Annotated in this window: 23 protein-coding genes; 11 read left to right on the top strand and 12 right to left on the bottom strand. The window is 41.9% G+C overall.

All coding sequences use genetic code 11. The features are described 5' to 3' along the window. Positions 1-4: 4 nt before the first annotated feature. From MTF70_RS15545 to MTF70_RS15565, 5 genes are all read left to right on the top strand, one after another. Positions 5-556 (top strand): adenylyltransferase/cytidyltransferase family protein, encoded by a 552-nt coding sequence (locus MTF70_RS15545; RefSeq protein WP_205460998.1) that lies wholly within the window; start codon positions 5-7, stop codon positions 554-556. An 81-nt stretch (positions 557-637) separates the two neighbouring features. After that, positions 638-1828 (top strand): site-specific integrase, encoded by a 1191-nt coding sequence (locus MTF70_RS15550; RefSeq protein WP_140139238.1) that lies wholly within the window; start codon positions 638-640, stop codon positions 1826-1828. A gap of 79 nt (positions 1829-1907) precedes the next feature. Then, positions 1908-2297, top strand: coding sequence for a hypothetical protein (locus MTF70_RS15555; RefSeq protein WP_140139237.1), 390 nt, complete (start codon positions 1908-1910; stop codon positions 2295-2297). 29 nt (positions 2298-2326) lie between these two features. After that, entirely contained in the window at positions 2327-2884 is a 558-nt protein-coding gene (locus MTF70_RS15560; protein ID WP_205460999.1) for a hypothetical protein, read from the top strand. A 62-nt stretch (positions 2885-2946) separates the two neighbouring features. Then, positions 2947-3369 carry a DUF2787 family protein gene (locus tag MTF70_RS15565; protein WP_205461000.1) on the top strand — a complete coding sequence of 141 codons (423 nt, stop codon included), beginning with the start codon at positions 2947-2949 and terminating at the stop codon, positions 3367-3369. 802 nt (positions 3370-4171) lie between these two features. Here the strand turns inward: MTF70_RS15565 and MTF70_RS15570 are convergent. Continuing rightward, positions 4172-5053 (bottom strand): WYL domain-containing protein, encoded by an 882-nt coding sequence (locus MTF70_RS15570; protein WP_140139243.1) that lies wholly within the window; start codon positions 5051-5053, stop codon positions 4172-4174. A 267-nt stretch (positions 5054-5320) separates the two neighbouring features. Here MTF70_RS15570 and MTF70_RS15575 point away from each other — a divergent pair, with 267 nt between their 5' ends. Next, entirely contained in the window at positions 5321-5575 is a 255-nt protein-coding gene (locus tag MTF70_RS15575) for a hypothetical protein (protein ID WP_140139234.1), read from the top strand. Between the two features lie 872 nt (positions 5576-6447). Here MTF70_RS15575 and MTF70_RS15580 read toward each other — a convergent pair. From MTF70_RS15580 to MTF70_RS15600, 5 genes are all read right to left on the bottom strand, one after another. Beyond that, positions 6448-8139 carry a DUF2326 domain-containing protein gene (locus tag MTF70_RS15580; RefSeq protein WP_140139233.1) on the bottom strand — a complete coding sequence of 564 codons (1692 nt, stop codon included), beginning with the start codon at positions 8137-8139 and terminating at the stop codon, positions 6448-6450. Next, entirely contained in the window at positions 8126-8362 is a 237-nt protein-coding gene (locus MTF70_RS15585) for an ABC-three component system middle component 6 (RefSeq protein WP_010429937.1), read from the bottom strand. The genes MTF70_RS15580 and MTF70_RS15585 overlap by 14 nt, the downstream gene beginning before the upstream one ends. After that, a complete protein-coding gene (locus MTF70_RS15590) occupies positions 8349-8900 on the bottom strand; it encodes a hypothetical protein (protein WP_205461001.1) in 552 nt (183 codons plus the stop codon). The genes MTF70_RS15585 and MTF70_RS15590 overlap by 14 nt, the downstream gene beginning before the upstream one ends. Before the next feature lie 17 nt (positions 8901-8917). Beyond that, entirely contained in the window at positions 8918-9268 is a 351-nt protein-coding gene (locus MTF70_RS15595; protein WP_140139231.1) for a hypothetical protein, read from the bottom strand. A gap of 101 nt (positions 9269-9369) precedes the next feature. Next, entirely contained in the window at positions 9370-10644 is a 1275-nt protein-coding gene (locus MTF70_RS15600) for a phospholipase D family protein (protein ID WP_205461002.1), read from the bottom strand. Between the two features lie 181 nt (positions 10645-10825). Between MTF70_RS15600 and MTF70_RS15605 the strand changes: the two genes are divergently transcribed. After that, positions 10826-12868, top strand: a complete 2043-nt coding sequence (locus MTF70_RS15605; protein WP_205461003.1) for a hypothetical protein — start codon at positions 10826-10828, stop codon at positions 12866-12868. A gap of 375 nt (positions 12869-13243) precedes the next feature. Here the strand turns inward: MTF70_RS15605 and MTF70_RS15610 are convergent, their stop codons facing one another. Next, the gene (locus MTF70_RS15610) at positions 13244-13663 is read right to left on the bottom strand and encodes a DNA polymerase (RefSeq protein ID WP_238959035.1); all 420 of its coding nucleotides are present in this window, start codon (positions 13661-13663) and stop codon (positions 13244-13246) included. Between the two features lie 380 nt (positions 13664-14043). Between MTF70_RS15610 and MTF70_RS15615 the strand changes: the two genes are divergently transcribed. Next, on the top strand, positions 14044-15069 hold the full coding sequence (locus tag MTF70_RS15615) for a hypothetical protein (protein WP_205461004.1): 1026 nt from the start codon (positions 14044-14046) through the stop codon (positions 15067-15069). Between the two features lie 60 nt (positions 15070-15129). On the opposite strand, the gene MTF70_RS15620 is transcribed toward MTF70_RS15615, so the two are convergent. The 5 genes from MTF70_RS15620 to MTF70_RS15640 form a co-directional block, all read right to left on the bottom strand. After that, positions 15130-17172 (bottom strand): DNA polymerase, encoded by a 2043-nt coding sequence (locus tag MTF70_RS15620; protein WP_238959142.1) that lies wholly within the window; start codon positions 17170-17172, stop codon positions 15130-15132. Between the two features lie 67 nt (positions 17173-17239). After that, positions 17240-19063 (bottom strand): hypothetical protein, encoded by a 1824-nt coding sequence (locus MTF70_RS15625; protein ID WP_205461006.1) that lies wholly within the window; start codon positions 19061-19063, stop codon positions 17240-17242. Between the two features lies 1 nt (position 19064). After that, positions 19065-19724: a hypothetical protein gene (locus MTF70_RS15630; protein ID WP_213986621.1), complete on the bottom strand. Its 660-nt coding sequence runs from the start codon at positions 19722-19724 to the stop codon at positions 19065-19067. A gap of 131 nt (positions 19725-19855) precedes the next feature. Then, entirely contained in the window at positions 19856-20473 is a 618-nt protein-coding gene (locus tag MTF70_RS15635; protein WP_205461008.1) for a hypothetical protein, read from the bottom strand. A gap of 137 nt (positions 20474-20610) precedes the next feature. After that, positions 20611-21180 (bottom strand): hypothetical protein, encoded by a 570-nt coding sequence (locus MTF70_RS15640; protein WP_205461009.1) that lies wholly within the window; start codon positions 21178-21180, stop codon positions 20611-20613. 326 nt (positions 21181-21506) lie between these two features. On the opposite strand from MTF70_RS15640, the gene MTF70_RS15645 reads away from it, so the two are divergent. The 3 genes from MTF70_RS15645 (at position 21507) to MTF70_RS15655 (ending at position 26046) form a co-directional block, all read left to right on the top strand. Continuing rightward, on the top strand, positions 21507-23036 hold the full coding sequence (locus MTF70_RS15645) for a DUF4041 domain-containing protein (protein ID WP_205461010.1): 1530 nt from the start codon (positions 21507-21509) through the stop codon (positions 23034-23036). A 43-nt stretch (positions 23037-23079) separates the two neighbouring features. Beyond that, the gene (locus tag MTF70_RS15650; protein WP_205461011.1) at positions 23080-24243 is read left to right on the top strand and encodes a GIY-YIG nuclease family protein; all 1164 of its coding nucleotides are present in this window, start codon (positions 23080-23082) and stop codon (positions 24241-24243) included. A 285-nt stretch (positions 24244-24528) separates the two neighbouring features. Then, positions 24529-26046: a P-loop NTPase fold protein gene (locus tag MTF70_RS15655; protein ID WP_205461012.1), complete on the top strand. Its 1518-nt coding sequence runs from the start codon at positions 24529-24531 to the stop codon at positions 26044-26046. Positions 26047-26159: the final 113 nt, after the last annotated feature.

Raw genomic sequence — 26159 nt, forward strand, 5'->3', positions numbered from 1 at the left:
TAAAATGGATTTTGCGTGTATTCATGGCAGGTTTCAACCCTTTCATAATGAACATCTTGAATATTTAATGATGGCTAAGTCTAAATGTGAACATATTATCATTGGAATAACTCAGCCTGATATAACTTCATTAAGTTCAATTTATGGGATTAGAAAGAGAGTATCTTCTATTGATAATCCGTTAACTTATAATCAGAGGGTTGAAATGATTACTAGAGTATTGGATTATTTTAAAGTTGAGAAAAACTCGTATAGTTTTATTATGTTTGATATTGATGACCCAGAAAAAATAAAAGAAAATTTGAATCTTAGTTGTAAATGCTATACAACGATTCGAGAAGAATGGAACAATAAAAAGATACAGACATTAATGTCTTTGGGGTATCAGGTTGAAGTGTTGAAAGAAGATTATTCACCAACTAGAATTACGTCGACTAATATCAGGGAAAAAGTTTTGAATGGAGATGAAAGTTGGAAGGATGATGTTCCTAAAGGATGTTCTGACTACTTGGAAGAAATCGATTTCGTTTCAGTTTTGAATAAAAATCTTTCATAGAATTAAATGAACAAAATCCGTATTGAATGCAATCTATAACATATATTAATATTATAAGTTATATTGTAAATGGTATGCAGTATGGATAAAAGGTTTAAATTCACTACGGCTAAGATCACTAGCTTACCTTCCAATGACCTTAATTCTCGGTCCACTGAAGCAGAGTATTCCTGTTCCGAATTATCGGGCTTCAAGGTTCTGGTTGGTAAAAATGGGCGAAAGAAGTGGTTGGTTCGATATACCTTAAATGGTAAAAAAGGCTCTTTATCTCTTGGTACGTTTCCAGAAGTTTCCTTGGCGGATGCAAGGAAGAAGGCGCAACGTATTAAGCTAATGGTTGCTGAAGGAATAGATCCAAAAAACTCAACCGTCAAACCAGACATACCTACTGTATCTGAATACTTCAACAATCACTTCATTAAAATTTCTAAGTCACGCAAGAAAAGCTGGCGACATGATATAGCAAGATTTAACCACTGTGTTGATATTTGGGATATCAGTTATGACCAGCTTAAAGTTTCACACATACAGTCCATGGTCGCAGGATTGATGGATAAGGTTCATTTACGTGGTAAGAAGCTAAGTCGTTCAACAATTAACCGTGTGTTATGTTTGCTCAAGCTAATGGGACGCATGATAGAAGAAGAGTACTCCATTCCCAACGTTGCGGCTCGTGTTAAGTTGTTTCCAGAAACAGGAGCTAGGGAGCGATGGCTATCGCCTCAGGAGATAAAACGGATTTTCGAAGAGCTAAGAAAACCGGATTATTGTCCTATTCGTAGCCGGTTTATTATTCTGCTTTTCATGCTGGGATGCAGAGAACGCAGTCTCAGGGCTGCTCGTTGGCCAAATATTGACCTTGAAAATGGTGTGATGCGTATACCAAGGGAAGACTCAAAGAATGGGTTTCAACACCAGATCCAGCTTACGCCCCAGGCGATTCAAGAGTTTCGGTTTTTGCTAAGGCTCAAGAAGAAGGGGAACCCATATGTATTTCCAGGGCAAAAAGAAAAGTCACACATCAGCCAACCTCGACATTTATTCAACAAGATCAAAAAAGAATTGATGCTTAAGGAACCCGATCAGATCGTTTTTCATACAGCACGTCACTCTTATGCATCATCACTTATATCTGCAGGCGTTGATGTTGGTGTGCTAAAGCAACTTCTCGGCCATAAATCCATTAGTAGCACAATGCGTTATGCGAGAGCTGGGAATGAGTCTCTTCGTCAATCTTCGCAAGTTCTAATCCAATTAATCGACGAAGCCTAATCGCTTCGATATTAAATCAACATATCAAGCCCGAACCCAACGAATGAGTTCGGGCTTTCTTATATATGGAGTTTTGAAAATGAAAATAATCACACAATTCAATGAGCTTGATTCTCTACCGTTATCGGAAGAGACAATAGCAGCTTTACGACACCACATGACTGAACCATTCGAATTTGATGATGTAATTACTGCTGAATTCTGGCAAGAGGTTAGCACTAGCCTGATATTAATCGAAGAGTCAGATACGGATGAATCCATTAATCAGCAACCAGAGAGTGTTCAGCATCTTATTCGTTTTGTACAAAACTACCCCGAAACGGTTTACCTAATTAACAGTACCGACACGGACTTTATCATTGCCCTTGCCATCGTCACCTCAGCAGGGGGCGGCGTTTATTTAGTTAGTCCAACATCAAATACGTCTCACCCTGTACGGATTTTGTTACCGCACGCAGAGTCGTTATAACTCAAGCCAAACAATAAGGATAAGTATCTATGTCCCGCAAAATCGCCAGTAATAAAAATAAAGCCGATAGCGAAGTAGAAGTTATGGAAGAAAACTTACAGACAGGAGTGGAACCGGAGAAAGCACAAGAGACGCAAGACCAAGATAATCAGGAAGCAATAGAGTGTGAGGGTACTGCCACCCTGCTATCAGGGAAAGCTAAAAAGCTTAGTCCAAAGAGCGAAAGTTACATTTATTTCGACTTGGTCAAAGCAACAGAAGATGAAGAATTGTATCTAAAGCTAACGGGCAATGATAGTGGGGGCTTATTTACCAAAGAACTCATTCCAATAAGAAAATTGATAAATATTCTTAAGGAGTACAAAGATAAATCATTTAAAAGTACAGTGCTAAAACCAGCAATAATCGGCGGAAGTGCTAATAATCCCTCGTTTACAGCTAGTGCACTGAGATCTGATACGATTGGACTAATAAAGGCTGCGCCGAATAGTCTGTTTCTTCACGTTCTGTCGACAAATTTTGATGAACGTTGCGATGAACTGATAGCATTAGTGAGCACTAAATCTACCACGAAAGCCACTGCATAAATACCTTTCATACTGCGCACAAACCAAGAGCGCAACACACGTAAAATCAAAGAGCAATTATTATGAAACTGACCTATAGCGAAAAGCTAGGGCTCCCCGTGTCTGACGCTTTTAAACAACTAATCAATGATGAAGTCAGCAAACATCAAATTAGCGATGACGTTACCGCAATTACGCTTAATTACAGTGATAGTTTATATTCCACTGAAGATGGAGGATTCCACCCAATCGAGCTACGTTTTGAAAAGAAAGGTGACTGCTGGCATCTGGCTTACCTAACTGACTTTTCCTATGCTGGCCTTTACTCCGAACTTGAGAAAGACATTGATTTCGATGTGACTCACAGTGTCGTTTTCATTAGGTTCATGGGCGAAGTACCACTAAGTAGGCCGGATGTGCAGGACTTCTTTAAGACCTACCAGGCTAGCTTTATCAGCTATGTAGAAATGGATGTTTACGATGACGTTAAGCTAACAGCTGACTGAAACCAAGTACCAGAGCGGGACAAGAAATGAACAGGAGAAAATTTCCAGTTGTTCTGGTCTGTGAATTGGACAAGCCATCATGTCAGTGAAATCAAGGTGTGATGGCTTTTACCTTTTCATTACTGGTTACTAAGCCAAGGGATTAGAAAATCCTTGAACTTCAAAGCCAAAGGAGGAGATCTGAATGATCTTGTGTCAAATCAGTAGTTGGAACTGTCAGGGAAAATTCCCGAGAAAGTTAGCGTTCGACTCATGGCTACATGTAAAAGTAAGGGCTGAAAACAGGTGCGTTGTGTTTGTGGAAGGTCAAAGCGGCCACGGAGCCTAAATCACATTGTTATAAGGTGAACTGGCCGGTTGATGGGGGACGGATTAGTAATCGGCTATTCCGGCCCCATTACCATTACTGGCAATGAGGAAGGGTAATGGATCGCCAAACGGACAATTTTCGTTAAACGTGATGCACTCTAACGATAGCCAGAGGTGATTGAATCTGTAATTTCAATAGCTATATATTATTAACAATTCGGCCCCTAGCGGGTTATTTATTAGTTTATTAGGATGTACTAAAAAATAGCAACGTTTTAAGTTTTCCCTTATTCGGTATCAGTCTACGATTCCATCAAGTCAAGGGCTTTGCATGCGGAGCATGGAAAGACAAGAAAATGGCTCATACTGGAATGTTCAAGGCTAGGGCCGAGGCGTTGGGTAAGTCGCGGCTTGATTATGTAGCGGGGTGTCTACGACGGAGATGCCAGCCAACACCAAGATTTAGACGGTGATTGACTAGGAACTGTGGCTTTTACATGACGGTGTTCAGGTAGATCTGAAGTTCTTGCTTCAACTGGTACCGTAACCAGTCGGGTGACAATACCTCTGCATCAGGAAGCCACGCCTTTAGCTGACGAAGCAAGTGTGGAATGTTATTGGTTTGGTTACAGGCTAATACGTCTCCGGAATCCAGTACTTTCAACACTCGAAAATCATGGTCGGTGCTTTCATTGAAGAAGGCATCGGCAATGCGTCCCCGAATCTGTATAACCACGTCAACAGGAGTTATTAACTCAACATCTGATCGCCAACCAGTGATGATCTGCTCGACGTTAGTATCGGGAGAGTATTTGTCCTCATATCGGACTAACTCGGAAATTCTGGCAACTCTGAGTAAATCTAGGCGGTTTCTGTGTGCTCCGGCGAGATACCAGAGTCCTCTATCGTTCACCAACCGGTATGGGTGGAACTGATCATAGGCCTGTCCATCGCAGACAAAGCTGATTACGTGCCGTAGTTGAACCGATTCGATAAGTTTCTGGAACATAGAAGCGTTTTCGCTGATGTCTTCAATCCGTGGGTTCTTGAATAGAAACGGCGGCGTCGATTTGTTGTTAAGCACTCCGTTACTCAGGTAGTGCTTGCCTGAAAACAGGGTGTCGAGTCCCATGTTGGCAAGTAATGTTGATATTTCGTGGCTAGTCTGCTTACCCAAGACTTTTGGATCAAGAAAATAACATGCACCTTCGCGTTGAATAGGGAGGTAATTTAATCGCTCATTGAAATCCCGCTGCAGGGTTCTTTCACTCACACCGAACTCTCGCCTCAATTCTTCCAGACATAGCCGTTCTCCCGTATTCAAACGGGTCAAAATAATACCAAGTCTTTTCGCTAGGGTGTCGTGTTCTTTCATGCTACGCATTTTAGATAGACCACTCGTCAGGGCATGTCGTGCTTTGAGAGAATCCGATTATTTCTAGCGAAACTTCATAAGGTTACTGATATTGCTATAGCTTTTATTGGTCGCCAAAGCGTATGTCTGACAAGGCATATGTAACTTGAGTGAAATTGATTCACTCGTCTCGACACTACCTGTCGATCACCCTCTTTAAACTATTAACCATTCTCGCTTTCGGTGCCTTTACCGATGGCGTCATGACGTATTCAAGGAAACAACACAATGAAAAAATCAATCATCCTGCTAGGTCTAACGTGTCTATTCGTTACCACATCATCATTCGCTGGCGGTACGCTCGGCGGTAATCCGGCTGACATTTCGAAGATAGAAAAATCCTGGAATGGGAAAGCAGGTAAACAAGTTTACTCTCAGTCTGGCCAACGTATTGAGTGGTATGCCGATGCCTGTGGAACCATGAATGGCAAAGTCATGGATGCGGCGAAATGCGGTCTAGATACCCCTAAAGGTAAAGCATAATAAGTTTCTTTGCGGAGCTTGGCTCAAGGTACATCGGTTTCGAATCGGATTCTCTAGGCCGAGGTATCAATGAGCTTCGCAACACCCTATTACTTCATCCAATAAACAATAAGGAGTCTTTATATGACGATTAAATCAATCACAACCCTAGTAACAACCTGTCCGGCATGCGGTGAGCGTTCTTATGATGATGGTAGCTGTCAGGTGTGTGGTCACTCTCACTAAGCAGTGTTACAAAAAAAATTAGAGGACCATGTTCTTGACTGAGCATGGTCCTTTTTCATATATAAAAGAGGCAAACATGCAAAGCAGAACCTTTTCACAATCGTCATCCCAATCCAAAAAGAACACAGGTATTCGTGCAGCGAAAATAGGTGCAGCTCTCGGAGCTAGGTACTATGGGGCCTACGGTGCTTTAGCTGGTGGAGTTGCTGGGTTTTTAATCGGTATTGTCGCCGACGAGGTTATAGATGATTGACTGAGCGCCAGAAGAGCAGGGGAGACCCTCTGCTTTTTTTGTTAAAGGGTCATGAGGTCGATAAAGCGGACGCATTTCCTTAATAAGTGATTCATTAAGGGATGTCGTCCACTTTCGTTCACGCAGTGATTGGACTTGAATTTTTTGAGTTCTGAGTGTCTCCAAATTATTTTTGGACATAAATGAGCCAGCGAGTTCACTACATTAGCAAAAGATGGATTAACTCAAGCATGGAAAGCTGCGATAGACAAAAAGCAAGCCCTTGCTGCTTCAGCGTCACTCTGACTCACCATTCCCCAAAGTATGTCCAGTAACATTCAAACAAGACTCGTCCGAGAGTCAATCAGTTCTATAATATCGCCACTAAAAGGCCGCCTAACTGACAACCTTTCGATCATATATTGAAGAATTTATTATCTTGAGAAAGTTCTAGAATGATGTAGTTCTTGTACTTTTTGTAATCCTGCTCTTCAAGCTTATCAGACAACATAGAAACAATGTGTTGTCCTGATAGTTGAATTGATTCATCAAACATTTTACGAACGTGCTGTATATCGATTTCATCAATCGAATCATGTAGGACAAAGTTAGGTCTTAATGCTTGTTGGTCACAAACAGTCTTGATGTATGCTAAGTCAAATGTAACAACTTCCAGTCTTTTTAATCCACCCTCGTTGTTTGATTCTACGTCGTCGACATGTGGCGAGCATTCACCCTTTTCTTGATCTAAATGGAGACTGAAGTTGTACTCAACTCCGTAGAAATTGCGAGTGTAGTCTTTGAAGTTTTCAATATACTTTTCTTCAAAAGAGGTTACATTGTTTAGCTCAGTTTCAAGCTCACCAGCTAATTCAGTTAAGCTTTGTCTCTCAAGTATTAGCTTTGAGTCGATATCATCCTTTTTGTCGATTATGGCTGTTAGTTTGGCTAACTCTTTATCAAGCTTACCAATTTCCTTCATCGTGTCAGATATCTCTTCCATTTTCTTTTTCGATTTTAGTTCATCGAATAGGCTTTGCTTCTGAATTTTTAACTGGCCGAATTTGATAGTTGCTTTTTCATGCTGCTGTTGCAGTTTATCTAGTCCATGCGACACAAACTCTCGTTTAGTGCTCAACAGATGATCATGGAAAGCGAGTGCTCGCTGATAATCCTCAAGAGTAGATTCTATCTTTACAGAAGCATACTCGTAGATAGTACGCAGTTCATCGAGCAAATGATGCTGTTCACTAGTCTTTAGTATTTCATTGGTCTTAATAATGTTTTTAATTTTTAAATCTAAAGAAAGAACCTGGTCAGAAAGTGAATTCTGCTCGTCATCTATCTTGTTGATTTTTGATACGATTTCTAGCTTATCAATGCCTTTTTCAGACGATAATAAAGACTTTTCTAACTTAGCGATTTCTTTCTTTATTTTAGAGACTGAACCGACAATCTTGTCTTGAGAAATGACACTATTAAAGGCTTTGAGATTTTTTTCATAACCCTTGATGGTGGTCTTTAGTCTGTGGATTTTACTGAGTATCTCAGTGTCATCAAAGTTGAACAGATACAGAAAAACCGTGTTGATATCGGATTTACTAACGTTCCTACCGTTGTCAAAGTTAACAGTCTTTGTCATACGGTGTTGTGTTGTTCTAAAGAACTTCGGAGCAAGTTTTCTGATCGTTGGTTTAGCAGAGTAGACGTTGAAAATACTGCCCATAATGTGCGCGATGTATTCTTTGCTTGTTACTTCTTGCCCGTTCAAAATGTAGTTTTGCAGTGTAGTATCGGTAGATAGTCTGCGCTTAATAACACTGTACTGATTGTTTAGACCAAGGTACTCAAGCGATACGTATACTTCACTGTTTGTGAAAAGCTGTTCAATCTCTTGCTTTGGTGTTTGAAACTCATCATCAATGTAAATTGGGCTAATTGAGCCGTCAAACAAGTAGTCGAGGATTCGACCTAAAGTTGACTTACCAACGCTGTTACCAGGTGCGTCAGATTTCTTTTTACTCGTGATGATGTTTAAGTTGTCTAAAAACGGTATCTCTCGTGTTTCTACACCGTCGATCTCTAAGAGAAATCTAAGTAGCTTCATTGATAAAAACCTCTTTGCTATCGTAGCCAATAGCAGAAATGATATACAGCCAATCCAACGCTAGAATTATGTGGTCCACGGACACAGAAAGCTCTTTAGTGCCGACTTTCATTAGCTGTGTGATCGTCATACGCTGTCTTTTGCGCTCATGAAGCTTTTGCAAGATAAAGCCACCAATGTAGAGCACATTCATCTCTGGGTGAGAGCCTTTAGTTGGTAGCATTGTTAGGATTCTCCAGTACGCAGCATTCAACAAAACCATGTGCAACAACAACGTTTAGCCCAATTTCTACTTGTTCTTTGTAATGAGTTACATTAGCTGAGCTATACACAAACTTTCTGAGCTGTTTGATAACATCGCTTATGATGTCGTCTGCGTGCTGCCGTACTTGCTCTATGTCGGGTTCAAATGAGTCAATGCCATACTTATCTAATGAATTGCAGTACATTTCATTAAGCAATTCCATTGCCGTTTGTTTTCCATTGATTATGTGTTGTTCTGCAAGAGTGTAGGCTGTTTCAATATGGGATGAATACGATTTATACTGCAAGACAATTCGACGCTTAGTCTTGAGCATGTTGTGGTTTATCTTCGTAGTAACATTTGCGGGAAACGACCGATCAGTTCGATCGATTCTTACGTTGGCAGATGCAATATCACCAATGATAACGTTAATAATGGAGTCAACGTTATTTTCTGGAGACTCTACGTTGTAGAAGTCACCTTCAATGTTTTGAATATCAAATCTTGTTTCACACATAGACAAGCTTAGAACTCTTATTTGTTGTAAACAAAGTCGCCTTTAATTACACCTTGGTTAAAGTTGGTCTGGCCGTTTTGATGCACTTCTTGATAGTTATCGTGGATATCGTTCTTTTCTATTTCGACGATCTTCTGTTCTAGAGAAGTGTTTTGAACTTGTAATGCATTGTATGAAACTTCCAAAGATTCGAACTTTTGTTGCAGCGTACTGTTTTCGACCTTTAGTTCTTTGTGATGAATGCTTAGATTATCGAATTTTTGCGTAATTTTGGTCACGTTGCTTTTTTGAACAAAAGCATAAACACAGCTAACAACGGTACAGATCCAAGCGATAGCTACGAAAAGTGGGGTAGCAAAGATTTCCATTTTTATCTCAACATCTAGGCATATGAACCGTGTACAGTTCATATGCATTATGTACCACTAAAAGGTGTGTAACTTACTAATAAGTATCAAATAGTCATATTTTAGTCACCAAGCTGTTTAACTTCGAAACCAAAATATCTCAGCACTTTGGTCGTTCGACCGTTGATAACGGGAAGATTTTCTTTGTTGATCCAACCTATAAGCTCTTGGACATTGGCTGGTCCAAACTCGTTTAGTTCATACTCTGAGTCGTGGATGCAGTTCGACATGCGAGTCACTATATCGCCTGTACCGTAAAGCAGATAACAAAGAGTTTTCTTAACTTGTGATTCGTCATTAGCTTCAATGAAAGCCGACTTCAAGGTGGGTAGCCCACCTTTATAGAATCTAAATCTGTCATGGAATGAGTGCAGAACACATAGTGCTTCCACAATGTCATGCATTGACGCAGTTTTAATAGATTGTACCGAGCCAAAAACTCGAAGAATTAGTGGATAGTTGATTGGTACGATCGTGTCTTCAAAGTGTTTCCAATGAATAGTTAGCCATTCGTCGATTAGAACTTTGATATGGAGTTTTTGGCTTTCAGTCCACCCAATAGGCTGTCTTTTCCAGATATCTGTAGTCGCGTGCTTATCTCGAACAAAGCTAAAGAATGAATCGATTTCAAGTCTCAATGGGATGTTACTTTCATCGATTTTTCGTTCAAAGGTGCTGTAGACTTCTTCAATACAGCGAAACGCATAAACGGACTCTTGATAAGACTTGTAGTAAGTGTCTTGGAAGATTGATTTTCGGTTGGTTTTTTTCTTTCCACGGCTAATGTTTGAAAAGTTTTTGTCGCCGAGAGTGTCAGTAACGCTGTCGTCTAGCTGCTTTACTAAGGAGTCCAATTTCCCGAATTTGTTATAGATGCTTCGATAGTCTCTAATCGTATCTTTGGTTAAAACAGATGCTTCTTCCCAGTAATCTGAGAACAATGATTTTAGTTCATCAAATCTATGATCGTCAGATTGAAGACCGACCATTACTTCTTGGTTTGATAAAAGTGCTGAGCGGGTAAGGTTAGCTGAGCCAATCAGTACTTTCTTGTCACCAAAGATATAGAACTTAGGATGAAACGAATTACTGGTGAAAAATCGAGCTTCTACGTTGTCGTGACTGAGTAGCTTTTCTAGGGCAGCTGGTAGCGTTGGAAAACCCAGTCGAACAACAATCCTGATATGACATTCTTTTTGTACCAGCTCATCGATAACACTTGATTCAGTAAAGAAAGCAGAAGCTATAAACACGTCCATACCGTTTTCAACACTCGTGATGAGTCCATTTCGAATGAAGTCCTGTTTCGAGCTACTGTTAGTGTATAAGTCCGCCATAATCCCTCCCTTAAATATCTTTCAAATCATGCCATTAAACTAAATCTAGATCTCTGGTTTGAATCAATGAAATACCAATGTACATATACCATGACGGAGAGTCTGTTTACGTAACTATCTGATATGAAGCAGGCTAATCCACTGGTATCATATGCCTTATGAAAAATAAGGAATTGATCCAATGGCTGATGAAGTAAAAGACCTGTTTGTTGAAAAAATAATCAAGAACAAAATTAAACCGCCAACTAGACATGACTTTAAGCTGGAGAAGTGGAGTCAAGAGTGGGCAAAAGTTGAAGCAGATGCATCAGAGCGAGACAAAAGAGTTTATAAAGCTGGTGTCATTATCGATAGCGTCTTAAGTGAAGTTCGTTCAACATTAGATGACCTATACAAAAAGGCTCCGAAAACATCTTATGAACGACTAATGCTGTCATATGTTGCTTCTGCTAACAGAACAATTGCCGTTGCACTTAAATTGGCAAAACAGCAGAACATAACGAACACTCAATCAGTTCTATTAGACACAAATATAACGGGTAACAAGCATGAGTTGGCAGAATTAGCACATGGTGCTGTCGATGGTGTTCAACTTGCTATACGAAGCTGTCTATACAAGATTTCTCAAGGAAAGAAAATAGAGGTTTCTGAAGAGCCCCTTGATGAAATCTCTTTTGTGATGCAAGAATCTTGGTTGTCCCAGTTGTACTGGACTTATACACACTTATGGCAATGTGTTATTTGGTCAGATTTTGATTTGGTCGAGATGGACAAAGAGCAGAAGTTCTTCTCAATTAAACAGCCATCCTCGGCAAATGAGCTTGCGTTTTTAAATAGTGCTAATCGAAAAGCTAGATTATCTGGTCATAGCACGTTGATGGCTACGCAAGGTGGTAATAAAGCTAAGTTTCTGGACGATAAATTCCCCGTAATTAGAAGACAGAATAAAAAACGGATTGCGCTAGTAATATCCATTAAAGATGGTGGGGACGATCTCATTACGTGGAATACGCAATGGAGAATTAGAGAGTTTGATCTGCAATCTCACTATCCAGAAAAGTGGTTAACTGACGATTATGGAAAAGGCTTTTCTATATCCGAAGCACTTGAAGTAATGCGATCTTTAATGCTTATGGCAAATGATGCTCAGCGTAAGTTTCCAGACGATGATAGCGCTTTCAACATAAACAAGTTGTGTGAGTTCTGTCCAACAGTGCAGGCGTTTTCTCTGAAGCGTGCGCTGACTGACTCTACGGGTGTAGATGCACTAAAAGTTGAAAAGATTGTAGATTTCCTAACCATAAAACCATCCCCAACTAGCGACCTATGGTGCCAACCACTAGTTAAAACTAGCAAAGGTGAGTACGCATTAATGACAAGCGCATTAGGTGCTCCATCAGTGTTTAGACTTGTTGAGAGGTGGGCTGATGAATTTGGCATTGATCTTCGTGAAAAAGGTTACACCTATGAAGAAACAATCATAGAAGAACTTAATGACGCTCTTGATAGCAATGAGTTTATCGATGACTACGATAAAGGGTTATCGAGACGAATAAAACTAGGTGCGGGCAAAGAAGAAGAGTTTGATTTGTTGGCAAGAATTGATGACCTGATCATAGTAGGCGAGGCCAAGTCTATTGTTACAACAGATTCGGAAATTTCGAAATATCGTACTTCAGAAATTTTGCAGCATGCTGGTGAACAAGTGATTAGGAAAACCGCGTTCTTGCAAGACAACATTGAAGAGGTTTTTGAATGTTTAGATTGGACTTACGATAAGAACAAAGACTACCAATTTGCTCAGTGCATATTAAACAGTAGTAGCATTTTTGTAGGTCATCGGTTTGCAAATGTTCCAGTTGTCGATGAGCGTATTTTAAGAGCTTATTTCTTATCTAATAAAGTGAAACTAATGACAGTCTCGTCTGGAATTGGTTTAAAAACAATAGCATGGAATAAGTTGTACGATAACTTAGATGAGCTGAAAGCCAATCTGTCAAAATACTTGTCGAGTCCGCCCCAGCTCAATGACCCTAGAGATGCCTACGAGTATAACGATGTTGGATTTCCATACATAACGGAAGATTCATATAAATTAGCAAAGAGTTATCTGATACTTAAAGAATCGAATCCAATGTCCGTGATGGAGCGAGTACATAATTTTCCAGTAATTAAGTCGGATGATTATGAAGCCGAAATTGCTCAGATCAAAGTAGTGATGTAATTCGAGGTTTAATTTATGGTAAGTTTTGCAGACATAAACATTAACAAGCAATAGCTTTTGTGTTGGAAAAACTCTTATGATTACAATGGAGGGATTACCGGGGCGAGTCTTGTCTTTTGCTTATCCATTAGATCATGTATGGCAAAACAATGGGCTAAATATTCCTCGTTCATGAGAGCTAACACGAAAAGGGGCATAAGTGTGCTAGGGTATTGGTACCTATCCTGCATTGGTGCCTATCTAATCAACTAAGTATCGATTACCCCGCCATGATTTGAGACCCAGAAAAGCGGCCACAAAACCTTAGTACTAAATCTATTAGGCTTTGTGTCCACTTCTGGTCATTTAGCCAGCCATACATCGAGAGTGTTCGGGTCACCATCTTTGGCCCAAATCTGGTGGGCTTATGTTGATATCGGCTCTTATCTTCAACTGGGGATACATTTCCTGCACCACTTGGGTCGTGACCTGTGCAGTTAACTGGCTGGCTTCGCTCAGATGTTCTTTAGGTACTTCGAAAACAAAGGCATCGTGCATCGCAACGATCGATGTTGCATTGTAACTTTTATACAATTGATGAAGTCGATTTCCGGCTGCTTTGAACAGTGCCGCAGCTGTACCTTGTACTGGCATGTTCACCATCCAGTTTTTCTCAGTATGGCCGCGCTTAGCATCCAATTGGCGGTATCGGTGCAATCCCGTTGCAGTGCTTACATGGCCTCGTAGAGCGCCATACTGGGGCGTTTTATCAATTGCTTTTTGCAGTTCGGGGAACATCGATAGAAATTTATCCATCAGTTCCGTGGCATTGTTGACCCTGATATTGAGTTTTTTTTCGCTATTCCAAAGCTGGTGATACCGTAAATTAGGCCAAGTGTGAATTACTTCATGACCGCTCGTTTCTCTGGATATTTTTCTTTGAAGGCCGACGAATCGCAGCTGCGGTATTCTGATTCTAACTCATTACAAAAAGAACTCTTGCGCCATGGCTGTGTAAAGATCGCCTTGGTTATACATCTTGACTAAGTTTGAGTCACCATACACGCCAGCAGCAATCGCCACGGAGCCGGAGAGACCACGTGGTTAAGAGTCTTTTAAAGCATGTAATAGGATTGGTGGCCACCTTCAATTGCTGTACTATGCGCCTTTGATTTGGCTGGAAAAAGAGAGAGGCGATGGGTTACAAAATCAGTAGCAGCGATCCAGATATTATTACTATGAAAAAGTTGTACGGAGATGAGCTGGACGTATTCCATCCAAAACATAAAAGAACACATTTACCTGGAACAGAAACGTACGGCTGGTCTCAGTTAGATCTGTTTTATGGACCCTTGATGAAGCTTTATCTTCGCCACTGTACTGAGCATTGCAAATTTTTGCTGAATGTGAGTGAGAGAAACTTCTCGATCGTGATGAATGTTCTTCCGAGACTTGTTGAGCATAGCCAGCAAGATGAGCAGCTGTATGAGCTGATAGGCAAAGCGTTGCGAAGCATCGATGACTTAATATCAGATATAGTATCGAGTATTGAGTTTTCAGAAATACTGGCGCTTATTGACGAAGATGAACCGACAAAGCCATTTGTGCCGCCATATGAGCTTGCTTTAGAGAGAAGTAAAGAAAGTTGGTTTGAATTGACGCAGTACTGTGTTGATAAAGGGGCCGTATCGGAGGTGACCAAAGATCTTACGTCTGGTACGAAAATCCGAGAACACCATGTTTTGGCAGTACTGGCGCTCAACTTAACTCAATTACTAAAAGAACATGAATCGTTATGGACCTTAAATCAAGCTAAGCGCTTGCTCCCCCTGATTTACTCTTTGATAGAGAAAGCTGAAGAAGAGCAAGTGCAGGAAAGATCAACGAAGAAGAAAAGACAGGTAAAGTGTCCCGATCTTTTCTTAGCTAACCAGCTTGGTAAGGCTGGGCGTAAAAAGAAGGCAGAGAGCAAGACAGACAAACAAGACATGGAAAAAGTCTACCTGTCTCAGGAAACAGTTAAGCTGGTGTTCTTAAAAGGCTGGCTCTACCACATGACCAACGACGAAAAAGAGTATGCGCAGACACAGTTAGTGTATGAAATCATCGATAAATTTAATTTGTCAGATGGTCAGGGTGATAAATCAAAATCGGTAAATCGTTGGCTCAGCAAGATCAAAAAGCCAGGTGAATTACTAAAAGATTACGCGGGTTCTGAATAGTCGTAATCAGATGCTAAAGGCTGATTGTGGGGGTAGCATTGCTAACCCCTCCATATACTGTTAACGCTCTGCAATCCAACGTTCAACACTGCCTGCATCCCCATCTTTAGTCCAGCACTGAGGCGCTGAGTCATTCAGGTCGATGCGTGGCTTGAGTTCAGGGAAGAGTTCAACCACAGTCTGAATCATCACATCGGTTGTTAGTCGTCCAACCTCTTGCATCTTGTCTAATGGTGCTTCGAAGATAAAGGCATCATGCATAGCCAGGATCAGTTTAGCACCATAGGGTTTGTACAGTTGGTAGAGTCGATTCCCCGCGATCTTAAACAGAGCGGCAGCTGTTCCCTGCACAGGCATATTCACCATCCAGTTTGTCTCGTGGCGGCTTAGTGCACCGCTATTAGAACGGTGGCGATGTAATCCGGTACTGGTGCTCACATAACCCCGATATGCTGCTTGTTGTGGCGCGGTTTCCATCATGTGTTTCAGGGTAGGAAACATAGCTAGGAAGCGATTCATCAACTGTTTGGCTTCGAGTTCTGATATCTCAAGACGGCTACCCAGTCCGAAGGGGGATAGGCCGTACAGAATACCGAGTACACATGTTTTCATGATATCCCGCTTGTCTTTGTGCTTATGCTTGAAAGTGCCGGAATCGCATTGCCGATCTTCGTCATCCAGTTCGTTGGCATAGAACTCCTGAGCCATGACTGTGTAGATATCCCCCGCGTTGAACTTAGCAATCAGGTTTTTATCGCTGTAGACCGCAGCTGTGATGGCGACTTCAATCTGGGAATAGTCCGCTTCACCGATGCCATTTCCTTTCTTCGGGATGATGAGTGGGCGCATTGCGCCAGGTAGTCCGAGCAGGTTCGGGCTGGCACAAGATTGTCTCCCGGTTACGACTTCCAGCTGTTTGTGCTCTGGGTGCACGCGACTATCGGAACCGATAATAGTAGGCCGAAGCAGTATATCTCTCTCAATGGCTTGAACCTTGCTAAATTCAGCCAGTAGGCCGATGGCAGGGTGGATATGGGCCAGATCTTTCAATAGTTGCAACTTGAAGCTGTACTTGCCGCCCTTGTTAAAATGATCGAGTAAGTTGAGTTTACGGAAAAACGTTTCTTTTTGTTGGTGACTATTGGGATTGTCTAACCCCATTTGTGCCAGCTGACTTCTGAGCGCTTTCAGCTTAGGCGTACTGGCATTGAGCACAGCGTTGCATTTTTCCCGATCAACACTCACCCCATGCCACTCCATGGCTGCATTGGTGATGGTCCAGGGCATCTCCACCGTGATAAGGTGGTGGTAACTTCCCTGGAGGGTCAACTGCTGCATCTGAGACAGGTAAAGCTTTGCTGCAACAATAGCGTCTTCAGCTGCATAGTGGATCTGCTCGCGGGTAAATTCTCCACTGTCATAGTCAATAAAGGAGTGCTGCAAGTCTGATTTCACCAAATTGAATCGGTGGTGAATATCATAGCGGCTCGCCACGGTATTTAGTGCATAACGGATCCGATTGTTTTCAGCGTGCTCTGCTCTGGCGCAAATCTCTGCGTTCTCTGAATCAAATACCTGATCATTGTCAAACACATGCAGGCCCAGATATCGTGCTCTCTCGGCGATACAGGTGTCCCAGATATTGCGAGGCTCAGTCAGACCCAATTGCCAGAGACAATGTAACTCGGCTTTGGCATGGTGGGCGATATAGGTCGTGGGCAGGTCAAGCAATGGCTGAAGAAGTTTCGGTTCTTTGAATTTAGTTAAATCAATAACATAATTGTGAAGATGCAACTGATTGCCTGTGTTTGTCATCAAGGTAACAGCCATCAATAGGGGTAGAATACTTCGGATATCCTGTTTTTGCTTGTTACCTCGAAGAGGGATTGCGGGGCCGCTGAACTTAAACTCAAAGTCTAGTGACGCGCCGGTCAATGGCAGCTGATGAGCTAGATGTATCAGATCTTCCAAGTCTTTTTGGGTTTCAATGTACGTCACCGCCGCTGAATCCATTGGCGGCAGCATTGGCAGTATAATAGCGCTTTTCTTTGGCTCGAATTCGGCTTCGTTAAATCGTTTTGCTAGTGCGGGCAATAAATTCATAATCAATATTCTCTCTTGGAAGCGTAGGGCCGCCGGGTGGCCAGCAACCCTATAAAACAGTTTTTATTTAGGCCTCTTGGCCACTCCAGTAGCGACGGACAGTGCGAACACCCATACTTAACTGCTCGGCTATTTGTTTTTGTGTTAAGCCTTGCTGCTTGAGTCGCTGTATTTCTCGCTTTTTGGCATCCGTTGCTCGAGTGCGCTGATTGGTAATGCAGAAATAAGCACGGGCTTCCGCGAGGTTGTTAAACTCTGCATCATATGGGTAGCTAGGGTGCGGGTTATTCTGAAAAGTAATAACCTCGCATGGCGTTGTAAAAGGGCGCACCCGACCCACAGCTTGGATCACGGTACCCATTTCCAGTGTCTGTAACATTGGTTCGGCTAATTGAGCTACATCTGTGTAGCGGTACTTGTTGTCAGCGATACGGGCGTGACGGCGGCGAGGATTTGGTGTGACTCTAATGTCTATATCCAACTGCTCATCACTGGCGCGCATGTCTTGCAAGGTATTGCCTAGGATCTTCGGTGTAACGTAGTAACTGTTCAGACAATATACGCAGTCGAATTTTTCGAACTGATTAATGCCAATGACCCCATAATGGATAACTGGCACGTTAGTGACAGTGTCACTATGGGCGTATTCTTCACCATCAACGAAATGAACATCAACTATCCCACGTGCCGCCAGCATGTCATTCAGCTTGTCGATGCAAAATTGCTTGTGATTCTTCTTTGAGACCAGGAGCACTTTCTTGCCATCACTTATGCGCTTGATTAGTAGCTCAAGAAAGAAATCCAGGATCTGTGCTGAGTTCTTCAGAAAGTTACTTGCAGTGCCCAAAGATGATGCGATATTCAGCCAAACGGTACCTTCACCTTTAAAAGTGGTGTCTTGGTAGAAGTTGTGAAAGTCGAGACCCAGCTTGTGCTTCAACAGGGCTTCATGCGTGGTACCGCTATACAGCAGAACATCACAATCGGTTGCCAGCGGTGTTGCGGAGAATCGTAAATCGCCAAATTCGGTCTTCTCCCGTGAGTCAGGCGGTGATTTCATCAATGCCTGAAGGTCAAAATGAATATTGCGATACTCTTCCGGCCAGTGGCGCTCTCCGATGGTAACCAGCTCTCTAATCTCTGCCGGAAATATAGGAGGCATTGACCAAACACCTGGCTCTCTCAGGTCATCGGTTGAGGCATCCAGTAGGGTTTGCAGAGTGAGTACACAAGCCTCTTTACGCTTCTGCGGTAGGTTTGACTCACATAGGCAGAAAATCAGGTTCGCGATTTCTTCCTGTGTTATGAGTCGACTGTAGGGCGTTAGCGATACGGTAGCTTCATCGAAGATAACCAGTACCTTCTCTGCGTTGCATTTAGCTTTCATGCGCGCAATGAAGTTCAGATCGTTTGCCAAGTGTGCTTGAGTTGCGAATAATACTTGCGTGCCTTTTAGGGCATCACCATACTGATCGACCCAGTAGCATTTTTCTCGATTCGGGCAAAGGGCACAAATCGTACGTTTTCCAAGGATAGAGAGACCGCGTTTTTCATAGTCAGCCCATTCAGCATTGCGCTGCTTACCGCATAACTCTTTGTCGCGTGGACGAAGGTTAGCTACTTGGATGTTTTTAGGTGGGTGCTGGATATATTGGCGCTCATCAATGATGGCGCGAGTGGGGGCTAATACGATGATTAGATCGTACTCTTCCGTTTCTATGCCTTTTGCTACTACGTCGTCCATGTTCGTGGATTTACCTACACCTACTGCCCAGTTAACCAGCAGGTGAGGATATTCCCGGAGAAGTGACAGCACATAGAGACCATTGTTAGTCTGTCTGTAACCAGCGAGCGCCAAAGCGCCGCTGATTGGATTCAGATTAGACCGCATCTTAAGCTGCCTTGTAGCCACGACACTCAAGCATTACTTTGATGCTTGGGATCGCTGCCAATTCTTGATTGGAGCACTTTTCGTACACGTCACTTAGCTTAATCTGACCGGTTGAGTATGCAGTGTTAAACGCTTCGATCTTTTCTTTGCCTAGATCTATGTTTTGAGGTACTGGCTTCAAAGCAATAGTGTACTTATTGCGCTGACGACTCATCAGTAACATCATTGGATCTGGAGCGTCAAAGATCGGTAGGATTTGAGGTAAGGCGGCACCAGGATTGCAAGCATCAGTGATCGCTAAGACTTCCACCTGCTGTGAGCCAAAGTTAAACACTTGTAGCAGTAAGCGGCTATATGCTTTGTTATCTGCATGGCATAGAGCACAATCGTCACCGTTGCATTGGACGTAGCCCTTTTTCTCAGCAGTGTCGATCCAGTGGATTTTAACATCCTCATGCTCTGGACTAAATAACATTAAAGGAATTGCGCTTTCACCAACTTTAGCCAGCTCCAGCGTTGATTGGTTTGAGCTTGTTGTATTTGCCGCTACGCGGTTTTTCAGCGCTTGTATCTTTGCCTGCATGTCAGTCGAAGCATTATCAGAAGACAGTGCGGTAGAAACAGCGGTAGAGGCGGTTGTTAGTTGAGTGGTCGTGGTCATTTCGTATCCTTTGTACATCAAATTGTTAGACGTCGTGACCGTGATTGCGGTCACGACTAGAATTTACGTTTAATCGCGGAGCAAAGACATAAATGCATGTCTCACCCATTCCCACTGAGTGGGTATGGCTTTTAATTCAGTAGGTTACCTTGTTCTTGGTGATATCGCTGACTATGGTCCAGGTCATGGTGGACAGCGGCCACGATGTCAAAGTGAACTCCAAGTAGGCGATGTACTTCAGTCTGTCGCAGCTCTTCTTCATCCATGAACTCACCCCAGTACGGCACGGTGATTTGATGTAGTAGGCATCCAAAAATGGCAAGCGCACCTTCAGTGGAATAGGACTTGTTCTCTATTAGGTAAGAAAGAAAGTCATACAGAAACTGCGGAAATCCGGGCATTTGATGATGATAAGGTGAGCAGAAATCTTTACCTTCAAAACAGATACCTGCAAACTCAGAATGTGCATTGAGCTGTTCAGGCTTTTCGAAGTAGATTAGAAATTCGCTATCGATAAAGTGGCTGATGCGGCGGGCGTTGTCTTCCTGATCAGCAGTGAACACATCGGTATCGTGACAAATACTAAAAGTACCTGCACCAATACTTTCCGCTCCGATATTTACTTGCAGTTTGTTCGGGTTGACGCCTAGATCATCGTTCGAGTAAAACGGATTGGTGACAAGGCCAAGGTAGGCCTCAATATAGGCTTTAATGCTCAGAGGAATAATTGCTTGTGGTGAATTAGTCATAATAAATCTCCGTTTGTTTCGTGCCGCCTAAATAACTTAGGCGGCGAATTTAGGGTGTAAGAAGCCGTCACCGTGAGTGCACGGCTAGATACTGAATTAATATGTGTTTATTTAACGGTTAGTTTTAATAAACGAGCTTAGCCGTTAGTTGCTTGCTCTAAGCGCTGTAAATCGAAGGTTATTGCGCTTTGTACATTGAAATGATGCCCCATCGTGCCAATTAGGCCTGTACGGAATATTTCTTCGTGATGGAAGGTAATTGCGCTAGTAATTGCACCAAATATTTCCAGCATTGTGCTTACTGGTAGTGTAAGGCTTATACGAAGGTATGCGTAAGCTTGATACATAATGAGGGGAAGTCCTTTATTACCATCAAAGTCGTACAACTCAGTAAATGAAATAGGCTCTACGCCGTTGAAAGTTACAGTTATTTTAAGCCAGTAGACATTACCGGTTAGATGCTCTGCTTCCGTATCAAAGTAATCTGTCAGTCTTAAGAAACGCTCATGGTCATATTCCCCTTTGTCGCAGATTAGTGATTTAGGGTGGTCAAAAGCCACCATCATCCCACCGAACTCATTGTCGCCCACAGCAATTAGTGTAGTGGTGCCTCCCTCTTCGTTAGCCAATTCATATTTATTACCTGATAGCAAATTTTCCAGAAGCGCCATATCTTTTTGGATATAAGTAGCAATGTTCGTGTTCATGATTTAGTCCTTGTTAAATACTAAAGAAACGACTGATTCACTCAGCTGAGAGAGGATTATGTGGTTAGAGCTCAAAAATGGATAGAAATTAGAATCTCACGTATTCCCATAGAGTGGCTCTTTGTCTTATCTGTATGTTTTGTAATGTGTTATTTGGACTGTGCTGGTGTAACTACATTTAAGTGGCCACCAAACCTAAAAGACATCATTTCAAGGGTTGGTGGCCACTTAGTGCGTTTGAGGTCTGTGATCTGGTCAAGATACCTGTTACCGAATATGCGCTATGTTGTATTGCTATTAGAGTTAACAACAATAAGGCTAGGTAAATGGAACAAATCTCAATAATCCACGTAGCTATAGCGGGTGCTATTGTCGTGCTAATTCTCACGCTTATCAGTAGCAGAAAAGTAAAACGACTGAGCGAGGCATTATCTAAAGAGAAAGAAAAGGTCACGTTAACTACTACTCGGATTAAAGAGTATGAAGAAAAATACTCACAGGTAATCGATATTGAAGCCGAGTGCGAGAGAGTCAAGTCAGCGCTTGAAGTAGAGAAGGCTGAAATTGAATCTAAATCGAAACAGAAGCTCGACGAACTAGAAGCCCAGAAAGAGCAATTGGTTAAAGAACGGACAAATATTGAAGGTCAGATTGCAAATATTCGTATTGACTATAAAAGCAAGAAAAATACCTACGATGCGTTAAGTAAGCAAATAGCAATTTTCAGTGAGGATGTTGAATTGATCGAACTAGGTTTCTACGAGCCTAAGTTTGACTTCGATGCTTCTGAGACCTTCAAAGAAGAAATCAAAAAATGCAAGGAACGACAGAAGGTGTTACTTAGGGAGCGTTCTTCAAGTGGTGCCATTTATTGCTACCGCGACTGGACAGTTGATGGCTCCAGAACGGAAGGCAAAAAGATGACAAATAAAGGTATTCGTCTAACGGCTCGGGCATTTAACAATGAATGCGAAGCAGCAATAGCGAATTGCACGTGGAAGAACGTAAGTAAAATGGAAGAGCGTATTAGGAAAGCATTCTCGGCTATCAATAAACTTAATGAATCTAATGCTATTTCTATTACTGAACGCTACCTAAAGGAAAAGATACACGAGCTGCAACTGACATATGAATATCATGAGAAAAAGCAGCGGGAAAAGGAAGAACAAGCAGAAATAAAAGCTCAGATGCGAGAAGAGGCGAGAGTAGAAGTGGAAATTAAGAAAGCAGAAGCGGAAGCCATTAAGGAAGAGAAACGGTATCAGAAAGCACTTGATACGGCTCGACAAGAGCTGGTAAAAGCCAATGATGAGACAAGATTAGTATTGGAATCACAAATTGCAGAGTTACAAGCTAGTTTAGAGGAAGCGGAGCGCAAGCACCAACGCGCTCAATCGATGGCAGAGCAAACCAAGCAAGGACATGTTTATATAATTTCTAACATTGGTTCGTTTGGTGAGGGGGTGTACAAGATAGGTATGACTCGTAGGCTAGAGCCTATGGATAGGATCAAGGAGCTGGGAGATGCTTCAGTTCCTTTCACTTTTGATGTTCATGCGATGATACATACAGATGACGCACCGACTTTAGAAAAGAAGCTGCATGAACAGTTCGATACTCGCAGGCTCAATATGATCAATCGACGTAAGGAATTTTTCAATGTGTCTTTGGATGAGATAAAGCAGGTTGTAAATGATTTTACTGAACACGCAGTTGAATTCGTTGAAACAGCAGTGGCGAAGGACTATCACGAAACACGGGCGATGAAAAAACAACAGTTCCTTAGAGAAGGCAAATTTAAAGAAAAGGAAGCAACAGTGTCCAGCAAGATTCCTGAATTTGCTGATGTACTTTAATGAAAGCGTAATGAGATTAAATTGTAGTGGAGATAACTAATATATGGGACGTAAGTCTAGGGAAAAGAAAGAGCGAAAGAAAAACGTGAATAAAGAAAGTGCTGTGTTAGAGGATGTTGTTCAATTCCGAAGTATTACATTTAGAGCGAGAGGTAATGGGAAAGTAGATTTATGGACACAGTCTCAAAGCGAAGCATATAGCCCGTTTGATCAAAATGGGGTACCAAAGGAACTAGTTGGCAAATTACGCTCTGACATTTCCGGTACCGAAATGAATAAGATATTCGAATTATATATCAGTGGATTAAGGGATATAGATAAGCATGTCGATGACAAGATAATCGCAAAATGGCTTTCTGAGCTAACTAACGAGTTAGTAGAAGAGTTCAAAGATAGTGATTTAGAAGATGGGTCGATAAAGGACGAGAAACACTATTACCAGTTTATCTCTGGACCACCGGCGAATATTGCACTGTCTGTATGTGTTGATAGTCGTGTTGCTAATTTATGGCAGCCTATAGATATTGATGCGTTTACTCGTCATCAAAAAGGAGTCTGGGTTTCATCTCATATTGATGAAAACGGTGTGAGTCAAGATGAAAAACAATATGGATTAGGTTTCGAATATAGGTTAGTTACTGTAGGAAAAAGAAGCCCTATAACTGATGTGAGTCTGTTTGCTGAAAGCTGCGAAGATGAGAATGCTCTAGATACATTAAAAGTAATGACCCACGATAAAGCGCGCTCGACCTTGAACACGTTTTGGAATAAATTAGATCACTATATTTTATTTGAGGTAAATGTAGCGCCCTATGACCGATTGCCATCTCAATATCGTGATAGTTTTTCTAGCAAGGAATTTATAGATAAAAATGGAAGAAAGGTTCCCGCACATAACAAAAAAATCCCAAGGAGAAGGTTAAAGCCAAGGACTGAACTGAGCAGACAAAAATACGTGGTATATATTGCGAAGGACATTGAGGGCAATGTCCGTTATATAGGTGAAGGGAACCCTTCCAGGCCAGGCCATGTCAACTCAGGTACATCACATGTATACAACTTAAACAGAGAACACTTTGCTAATCGGCCAATGATGGTTGATATAGTTGCAGAGTCATTGACCAAAGCAGAAGCATTGGCGATAGAGAAGATATTAATAGACAAGTATCCTAAAGACCAGCTTTGGAATAGAGCCAAAAATTGTTAACATCGTGTCAATCGGATCCCCCCCAAAGTGTCCACCGACCCTATTAGTAACTCGTTTTAGGTTTCTGTCCGCACTTTACAAACAAATTGGATAGCTTTCTTCTGTGATCCTCCAGTCAGAGTCCGATTCTGGAGGCAAAAAACAGATTAAAGTGGTACAGAATCGTAGTTAAAGGTTGGCTGAGTTTAGAATCGGCAGAGACTCCATTCCATTATTACGCTATCTATGGAGTCAACCGCTAATAAGTTACAATACACATATATTTTTATTTCTAAAGGCTTTCAGATGGTTCAGGTAAAGCACGCAAGTAAATATAAAGAGTGGCGACACAAGTATAACTGGTCTACTAGCAGGACTGGACGAGAAGAATATGGGAAGTTCCTGCTATCAGTACTCACCGCCGAGAAAAATGGTTTTGTTCTGAATTTGAATGGTTCTTGGGGGAGTGGAAAGACGCAGTTTCTGCGAAGACTCTACATTGAGCTTGCTGAGCAGAGTTACCCTGTTGTTTACATTGATGCTTGGGAGAGCGATTTCCTTCAGGATCCTTTAGTCGTTGTCTGTACTGAAATTTTAAATCAACTTGGCTATCTATTCGACAATGCGGGTAAAGATGGCCGGAAAAGGGGATTGGTTAGTAAGTTAAAAACTAATTATGCCGACCTTCAAAGTAGTTTTGATAAGCTGTTGAAAGCTGGTAGAAGTCTATCGAAGGGCTATGAACTTCTGAGTAGTGATGGCACTGGTTCAATGATATTCGGTGTTGTCGATTCATTAGCGGAGTCGGCATCTGTGTTACCTAAGATGAAAGGTGTAAATGAAACTAACCTCGAAATTTTGGAAACTCTTAGAGGTGAACAGAACCAGCTAGTCCAAGCGATGAAAGATATTCGAAATCAGGTTTCAATTATCAGCGGCATAATGCATGACCTTTACGAGCTTAACCTGCCGCTCGTGATATTTGTTGACGAGCTAGATAGATGTCGCCCTGACTATGCAATAAAGATGCTGGAGATCATTAAGCATTTCTTTGATGTTAAGGGTTGCGCATTTTTGGTCGCAACCGATACCGAGGCTCTCGAGAAGTCCATTAAGGCAGTATATGGAAACGAGTTTGCATCAGATCGTTATCTAAGACGTTTCTTTAACCAGCGTATAAAATTACCCAAACCGTCTATTTATGAGTTTGTTTCCGGACGCAACATAGACTTTAAAAGCATCCAGGGTGCTGGACTCAAGTTATTCCCCTTCAACGATCCTAAGATAATAAACCGGATAATTTCTGCAACATTGGACCGAAGAGAAATTGAGCTCAGGGACGCAGAACAAGTATTGGGTAAAATTGAAGCCAGCTTAAATTATATCGCTTCTAATCGATTACGAGGCGCAAGCTACATCAATGTTGCGGTTCTTACGTATGGCATCGTTGAGCAACATTTAGGTGAAGTTGCATTTGAGGGCAGAACTAACCGCAATATTAACGAGATAAATCTGAAAGGGATTAAGCTTTTTGATTCGATCGATATAGGAGATTTCATTAACAGCCAATTAAAAACGGTTACAATTTCGAATAGCTTTCAAGAGTATAACTTCGCTGGTGGTTCCCACCATTATAATGAGGCAAGGGATATTCTAACTATATGTGCAACCAGCACGGCCAAATACAGTAATAGGGAATGGTCTTTGATAAAAGCTAGAGAGGATCTTAGAGAACAATTCGATAGTTGGAAGAGTAATCCCGGCAGCCACTGGTTATGGGGAGATTACAAAAGCTTGATAGGTTTGACGTCACATATTGAGTGATTTTGCATAGCGGCCACCGACCCTATCAAACTAATTTAATAGGTTTGCTGTCCACTTACTGTGGAAAAGCTGACAGCTCTCTCCGGTAAACCTTTGGTCGATTTCCGGTGTAG

It is taken from the genome of Vibrio sp. 2CM40D (genome assembly GCF_023161825.1).
Lineage (GTDB): Bacteria > Pseudomonadota > Gammaproteobacteria > Enterobacterales > Vibrionaceae > Vibrio > Vibrio alginolyticus.

Excerpts from the sequence above, each read along its gene's own strand:
- MTF70_RS15545 (WP_205460998.1), top strand. The coding sequence starts at position 5 with ATGGATTTTGCGTGTATTCATGGCAGGTTTCAACCCTTTCATAATGAA.
- MTF70_RS15550 (WP_140139238.1), top strand. The coding sequence starts at position 638 with ATGGATAAAAGGTTTAAATTCACTACGGCTAAGATCACTAGCTTACCT.
- MTF70_RS15555 (WP_140139237.1), top strand. The coding sequence starts at position 1,908 with ATGAAAATAATCACACAATTCAATGAGCTTGATTCTCTACCGTTATCG.
- MTF70_RS15560 (WP_205460999.1), top strand. The coding sequence starts at position 2,327 with ATGTCCCGCAAAATCGCCAGTAATAAAAATAAAGCCGATAGCGAAGTA.
- MTF70_RS15565 (WP_205461000.1), top strand. The coding sequence starts at position 2,947 with ATGAAACTGACCTATAGCGAAAAGCTAGGGCTCCCCGTGTCTGACGCT.
- MTF70_RS15570 (WP_140139243.1), bottom strand. The coding sequence starts at position 5,053 with ATGAAAGAACACGACACCCTAGCGAAAAGACTTGGTATTATTTTGACC.
- MTF70_RS15575 (WP_140139234.1), top strand. The coding sequence starts at position 5,321 with ATGAAAAAATCAATCATCCTGCTAGGTCTAACGTGTCTATTCGTTACC.
- MTF70_RS15580 (WP_140139233.1), bottom strand. The coding sequence starts at position 8,139 with ATGAAGCTACTTAGATTTCTCTTAGAGATCGACGGTGTAGAAACACGA.
- MTF70_RS15585 (WP_010429937.1), bottom strand. The coding sequence starts at position 8,362 with ATGCTACCAACTAAAGGCTCTCACCCAGAGATGAATGTGCTCTACATT.
- MTF70_RS15590 (WP_205461001.1), bottom strand. The coding sequence starts at position 8,900 with ATGTGTGAAACAAGATTTGATATTCAAAACATTGAAGGTGACTTCTAC.
- MTF70_RS15595 (WP_140139231.1), bottom strand. The coding sequence starts at position 9,268 with ATGGAAATCTTTGCTACCCCACTTTTCGTAGCTATCGCTTGGATCTGT.
- MTF70_RS15600 (WP_205461002.1), bottom strand. The coding sequence starts at position 10,644 with ATGGCGGACTTATACACTAACAGTAGCTCGAAACAGGACTTCATTCGA.
- MTF70_RS15605 (WP_205461003.1), top strand. The coding sequence starts at position 10,826 with ATGGCTGATGAAGTAAAAGACCTGTTTGTTGAAAAAATAATCAAGAAC.
- MTF70_RS15610 (WP_238959035.1), bottom strand. The coding sequence starts at position 13,663 with ATGGATAAATTTCTATCGATGTTCCCCGAACTGCAAAAAGCAATTGAT.
- MTF70_RS15615 (WP_205461004.1), top strand. The coding sequence starts at position 14,044 with ATGGGTTACAAAATCAGTAGCAGCGATCCAGATATTATTACTATGAAA.
- MTF70_RS15620 (WP_238959142.1), bottom strand. The coding sequence starts at position 17,172 with ATGAATTTATTGCCCGCACTAGCAAAACGATTTAACGAAGCCGAATTC.
- MTF70_RS15625 (WP_205461006.1), bottom strand. The coding sequence starts at position 19,063 with ATGCGGTCTAATCTGAATCCAATCAGCGGCGCTTTGGCGCTCGCTGGT.
- MTF70_RS15630 (WP_213986621.1), bottom strand. The coding sequence starts at position 19,724 with ATGACCACGACCACTCAACTAACAACCGCCTCTACCGCTGTTTCTACC.
- MTF70_RS15635 (WP_205461008.1), bottom strand. The coding sequence starts at position 20,473 with ATGACTAATTCACCACAAGCAATTATTCCTCTGAGCATTAAAGCCTAT.
- MTF70_RS15640 (WP_205461009.1), bottom strand. The coding sequence starts at position 21,180 with ATGAACACGAACATTGCTACTTATATCCAAAAAGATATGGCGCTTCTG.
- MTF70_RS15645 (WP_205461010.1), top strand. The coding sequence starts at position 21,507 with ATGGAACAAATCTCAATAATCCACGTAGCTATAGCGGGTGCTATTGTC.
- MTF70_RS15650 (WP_205461011.1), top strand. The coding sequence starts at position 23,080 with ATGGGACGTAAGTCTAGGGAAAAGAAAGAGCGAAAGAAAAACGTGAAT.
- MTF70_RS15655 (WP_205461012.1), top strand. The coding sequence starts at position 24,529 with ATGGTTCAGGTAAAGCACGCAAGTAAATATAAAGAGTGGCGACACAAG.